Genomic DNA, 889 nt, shown 5'->3' on the forward strand with positions numbered 1-889 from the left:
CGCCGTCGAGATTCCCGTGGAGGTCGAGGTCGACAGCGATGCAACCGAACTGTTGGTCGACGACAGACCGGTCGACAGCGAACCGATGCCGGTCGAGGTCGACGTGGACAGCGATGCGATCGAGCTGTTCGCGGTCGAAAGCCCCGTGGAGGTCGAGGTCGACAGCAATGCAACCGAACTGTTGGTCGACGACAGACCGGTGGACAGCGAACCAATGCCGGTCGAGGTTGACGTGGACAGCGACGCGATCGAGCTGTTCGCGGTCGAAAGCCCCGTCGACGTCGAGGTCGACAGCGAGTCGATAGCGAGATTGGTCGCATAGAGTTGCGAACCGTTGATCGCGTCCGTACTCGATGACGAAATGCGGCCGGCGGCAACATTGGTGATCTGTCGCTCCCTGCCCGACGCACCGACACTGACGACACTGCCGGGGTTCGTGCCGGCAAACGAGTAGCTCGTGCCGCCGATCGTGGCGCCGGACGTCGGGTTTGCAGTGGCCGTGATTGAACCGGAGCCGAGCGCAACGTCGCCGGTGTTGGTCGCGACGGCGTTCGGTCCGATCGCAACCGCGTTGACGCCAAGCGCCTGGCTATCGGGTGCAGTCGAGTTCGCGTGAAAGTATTTGATGCCTTGGTTATTGATATTGTTGATGGCCGCGCCGACATTGCTAACGGTGCTGGCGGTCCCGTTCGCGTTGTAGGTCGTATATGACGGAGCGGAGATCGTGCCGGTCGCCGGATTGTAGGTCGCACCGCCGCCAAGCGCCGCAGCGGTGCTGTTGCCCAGATTGTTGGTCGCGGTGACGACCGTGCTCAACCCGGTTGACAGTGAGCTGATGCCCGTCGACGTGGAGGTCGACAGTGACGCGACCGAGCTGTTGGTCGACGAA

General features: G+C 62.7%; 1 pseudogene. It reads right to left on the reverse strand.

From position 1 onward, the window contains the following. Window positions 1–651, reverse strand: a pseudogene (locus ACV229_RS40550) (cell surface protein); the annotation flags it as partial. Window positions 652–889 lie beyond the last annotated feature (238 nt).

The organism is Burkholderia sp. MR1-5-21 (assembly GCF_053427715.1).